General features: G+C 31.0%; 4 protein-coding genes. 3 read left to right on the top strand and 1 reads right to left on the bottom strand.

Going from position 1 to position 5,218, the window contains the following annotated elements:
- The 3 genes from DIU01_RS02485 to DIU01_RS02495 all read left to right on the top strand — a co-directional run.
- A partial coding sequence (locus tag DIU01_RS02485) for a sigma-70 family RNA polymerase sigma factor (protein ID WP_290831681.1) occupies nucleotides 1-419 on the top strand: 419 nt, incomplete at its 5' end.
- A 44-nt stretch (nucleotides 420-463) separates the two neighbouring features.
- Nucleotides 464-1,369 carry a FecR family protein gene (locus tag DIU01_RS02490; protein WP_290831682.1) on the top strand — a complete coding sequence of 302 codons (906 nt, stop codon included), beginning with the start codon at nucleotides 464-466 and terminating at the stop codon, nucleotides 1,367-1,369.
- Entirely contained in the window at nucleotides 1,366-3,912 is a 2,547-nt protein-coding gene (locus tag DIU01_RS02495; RefSeq protein ID WP_290831683.1) for a carboxypeptidase-like regulatory domain-containing protein, read from the top strand. The genes DIU01_RS02490 and DIU01_RS02495 overlap by 4 nt, the downstream gene beginning before the upstream one ends.
- Nucleotides 3,913-3,949: 37 nt before the next feature.
- On the opposite strand, the gene argS is transcribed toward DIU01_RS02495, so the two are convergent.
- Nucleotides 3,950-5,218 (bottom strand): arginine--tRNA ligase (argS, locus tag DIU01_RS02500; protein ID WP_290831684.1); only part of this gene is annotated, 1,269 nt, incomplete at its 5' end.

A 5,218-nucleotide genomic window follows, 5' to 3' on the forward strand; every position in this document is an offset into this window, starting at 1 on the left:
TATATCAAGATCAAGCAGAAGATGCTACGCAAGAAGCTTTCATAAAATTATGGCAAAATTGTGCCGATGTTCCGCTAGAAAAAGCCAAATCTTATATTTATACTATTGCAAATAATACATCTCTAAATGTAATTGCGCATCAAAAAGTGGTTATCAATTATCAAAAGAACAATTCTCTAAATGATAGATCCAATCAAAATCCTGAATTTTTATTAGAGGAAGAACAATTTAAATCCAAACTATTAAATGCCATTGACCGATTGAATGAAACACAACGTGTAGCTTTTTTAATGCACCGCATAGACGGAAAAAAATATACTCAAATTGCCGAAGAACTTAATATTAGCGTTAAAGCTGTGGAAAAACGTATTCATTTAGCATTAGTCGAATTACGAAAAGAATTTGAAAATTTTAAGTAGGGTAAATTTAAAGTAGCTTGTTACATTGAAGTGATACTAAAATTATGGAAGAAAATTACAAATTAGCAAAATGGCTTGATGGAGAAATGACTGATGCAGAATTGAAAGAATTTCAAGCTGATCCTGACTTTCCATTATATGAAAAAATAAAATTATATTCATCGCAATTAGAAACACCTTCGTTTGATGAACATAAACTGTTGACCAACGTATTAGAAACTAAAAAACAAACTCCGAAAGTAGTTACTTTAAAACCAAACTGGTTCATGAGAATTGCAGCTGTTTTAGTAATAGGATTTGGATTATTTTTTGCTTACAATACATTCACTCCTACTACAGAATTGGCAGAAAATGGAAAACAAACTACCTTTTTATTACCAGATAATTCTGAAGTAGTATTAAACTCGGGTTCGCAAATTGATTATTCAAAGTGGAATTGGGACGACAATCGAAAGTTAGAATTAAATGGCGAGGCCTACTTTAAAGTTGCCAAAGGAAAAAAGTTTGAAGTCAACACCAACCTAGGTAAAGTAAGTGTTCTTGGCACACAATTTAATGTAAAAGCAAGAAAAGATCGATTTGATGTAGTTTGTTTCGAAGGAAAAGTAAAAGTAAACTTCAACGCTCAAGAAGTAATTTTGACTCCAGGTCAAATGGTTTCTTTTGAAGGCAATGAGAGAATTGTAAGCAAAACGATTTCCGATGCGAAACCAATATGGCTTTCTAAAGAATTAGCATTTGAAAAAGAAAAATTAACGACTGTTTTAGAAGAAATTCAACGACAATACAATGTTACAATTGATGCTAAAAACATCAAATCAGATCAATTGTTTACTGGTAAAATTCCATCGAACAATATTGATATTGCCTTAAAAACAATCACCTCAATCTATCACTTAAATTATTCGAAATCTACTAATTCAAACTATGTTATTGAAGAAATAAAGTGAAAATAAAAAAGTTTTTAGCGCCTTTGTTACTGTGCTTAGTTTTTATTTTGGGTGCCAATGCTCAAGATAAAAGCGAAACTATTTTATTGCTTAAAATTCTTGAAAAGATAGAACAAAAACATGATGTGAAATTTAATTACATTGATGAAGAAATTGCGATTTTCAAAATTATTCCACCAAAAAACTCCTTAACTTTAAATGAAAAACTCGATTATATTTCTGATAAAACGCGTTTAAAATTTCAATTTACATCTAAAAGTTATATTGCTGTGATTAATAATAAAGACCTTGATAAACCCTTGTGCGGATTTATTGTGGACGTCTTTTCTAATCAACCCATTGCTTATGCAAACATAAAAGTAGTTGGAACAAACTATTCCACTTCGAGTAATGAAAATGGGTATTTTGAATTAAACATAAAATCAATAAATCCAATAGAATTTTCACACGTAAATTACGAAAAACTAACTATTCAATCCATTGAATTATATACAAATAAGTGTCCGACTTTAACTTTAAAACCGATCTTAAATGAGTTATCTGAAGTAGTAACTCAAACCTATTTAACGAAAGGAATTACAAAAAAATTAGACGGAACTTTTGAAATAAAACCTAAAAAATTCGGACTTCTTCCTGGTTTAATCGAACCCGATGTATTTGAAACATTAAAACAAATTCCGGGAATTGCAAGCACAGACGAAACCATCTCAAACCTCAACGTTCGAGGCGGAACACATGATCAAAATTTGTTTCTATGGAACGGAATTCGACTCTTTCAAACAGGTCATTTCTTCGGATTAATATCTGCTTTGAATCCGAATTTGGCAAATACCATTAAAATTACTAAAAACGGAAGTTCTCCTTTTTATGGTGAAAGTGTTTCTAGCGTTGTCGATATTTCTACAAACAAAAGTACATCAGAGGAAACTAACGGTTCTATTGGAGTTAATATGATTAGCGCCGATGTTAATGCCAAATTTAAAACTTCTAAAAATTCAAATCTCGAATTAAGTGCGCGCCGTTCTCACACCGATTTTATCAATTCGCCAACTTACAAAAACTACTACAATCGAATTTTTCAAAATACAGCCGTTACTAATATTACTAACGATCAAGTAATTAATTACATGAACAATGAGGATTTCTATTTTTATGATTTCTCATTGCAATTCAATCAAAAAATCAATTCGAAAATAGATCTGAATGTCGATTTAATTACAATAAATAACCTTTTAGAATTCAACGAATCAAAAGAGGAGAATTCTATTTTAATTGCTAAAAATAGTTCTTTAGAACAACATACTTTGGGTGGAAACACTACTTTAAAAGTGAATTGGAATAAGAAAAACCAATCAGAAATAAACATTTATGCTTCGTATTACACGATTGAATCTGAAAATGAATCGATACAAAGTAATCAAATTTTGAATCAAGAAAACACCATTTTAGATACTGGAATTAAAATTAAAAACAGTCATCAAATGGCTACAAATTGGAAATTCAACAACGGTTATCAATTCAACGAAATCGGAATTCGAAATTTTGATCGCATCAACAGTCCAATTTTTTCAAGAAGAATTAAAGATGTTTTACACAGTCATTCCTTAATTGGAGAAATTATGTATTCGTCTGAAAATAAAAAACTTAGAACAGCTATTGGTTTGCGTCAAACTTATATTACGCAACTCGAAGAATATTTATTGGAACCACGATTACAATTTAATTATTCGTTTTCTAAATCCTTTTTTGCAGAAATTTTAGCCGAAAGAAAAAGTCAAGTTACTTCACAAATTGTCGATTTGCAACAAGATTTTCTTGGTGTAGAAAAACGCCGATGGATTTTAGCCAATAACGAAACGATTCCTGTGGTTAAAAGCAATCAGGTTTCAGTTGGATTTACTTTTAAAAAGAACAATTGGTTGCTGACTTTAGATAATTTCTACAAATCGGTAAACGGAATTACCAGCATGAGTCAAGGATTTCAAAACCAATTGGAATTTTCAAGAATAAACGGAAAATATACCGTTCTAGGTTCAGAGTTTTTAATTCAGAAACAGTTGTACAACTTTACAGCGTGGCTTAGTTATACTTATACAAATAACAATTATAATTTCGAAAGTTTTTCAACTAATGCTTTTCCTAATAATTATGAGATCAATCACAATGTAGGAATGGCTTTAATTTATGATTATCAAAAATTAAAAATAGCTATTGGTTCAAGATGGTTTACAGGAAAACCCAACACATTGCCTTCGAATTCGTTACCAATTTTTAACACGCCAAATAATCCAGAAATTGGCTATCAAGAACCAAATTCGACCAATCTTGAAGATTATTTTCAAATGAATTTCTCCAGTAGTTATAAAATTTCAATTAGTGAAAAATCGAATTTACTTTTCGGATTTTCGGTTCAAAATTTATTGGATTCTAAAATTATAATCAATCAAAATTACCGTGTAAATACCAATACAAATTCTATTGAACAAGTAAATACTTTTGCATTAGAAAGAACGTTTAATGCTTTTTTAAGGTATAATTTTTAAATAAAAAAGGTTGAAATTAATCAACCTTTCTTTGTATTTACATTCGTTCTGGAACTTCAATTCCTAATAATCCAAAAGCAAGTTTTATAGTATCGGCAACTTTTTTAGAAAGTTGAACTCTAAATACTTTTTTGTCTTGATTTTCTTCACCAAGAATAGATACATTTTGGTAAAACGAATTGAATTCCTTCACCAAATCATACGTATAATTAGCAACTAAAGCTGGACTATGATTGTGAGCAGCATTCTGAATTACTTCTGGAAACAACTCAATTTGCTTAATTAATTCTTTCTCTTTCGGATGTAATTCGATAGTTACTTTTTGAGTAGTATCGAATGCAGCTTTTCGCAAAATAGACTGAATTCGAGCGTATGTATATTGAATAAATGCTCCAGTATTTCCAGCAAAATCAACCGATTCTTCTGGATTGAACATCATTGATTTTTTAGGATCTACTTTCAACATAAAATATTTCAAAGCTCCAAGTCCGATGGTTTTGTATAAATTGGCTTTTTCTTCATCAGAATAACCGTCCAATTTTCCTAATTCTTCTGAAATTGATTTAGCTGTTGTTGTCATTTCTTCAATTAAATCATCGGCATCAACCACAGTTCCTTCACGAGATTTCATTTTTCCTGATGGCAATTCTACCATTCCGTATGATAAATGATACAAGTTTTCTGCCCATTCAAAACCAAGTTTTTTCAGAATTAAAAACAATACCTTGAAGTGGTAGTCTTGTTCGTTTCCAACAGTGTAAACCATACCGCCAACATCTGGAAAATCTTTCACACGTTGAATCGCTGTTCCAATATCTTGCGTCATATAAACCGCAGTTCCGTCTGAACGAAGCACGATTTTTCTATCCAATCCGTCTGGTGTTAAGTCAATCCAAACCGAACCATCAGCATCTTTTTCGAAAATTCCTTTTTCTAGTCCAAATTGAACTACTTCTTTTCCTAATAAATAAGTATTGGATTCGTAGTAATAACTATCAAAATCAACTCCTAAACTTTTATACGTTTGAGCAAAACCATCGTAAACCCATTGGTTCATGGTTTTCCAAAGTTCCATAACTTCTGGTTTTCCAGCTTCCCAATCTAGTAGCATTTGTTGTGCTTCTAGAATAATTGGTGCTTGTTTTTTAGCTTCTTCTTCGGTTTTTCCTTCAGCCATTAAAGCAGCTATTTCGGTTTTGTAAACTTTATCAAATTCTACATAAAAATTTCCAACCAGTTTATCGCCTTTCAAACCAGAGTTTTCAGGAGTTTGTCCGTTTCCGAATTTCTGCCAAGCCAACATCGA

It is taken from the genome of Flavobacterium sp. (assembly GCF_003525665.1).
Lineage (GTDB): Bacteria > Bacteroidota > Bacteroidia > Flavobacteriales > Flavobacteriaceae > Flavobacterium.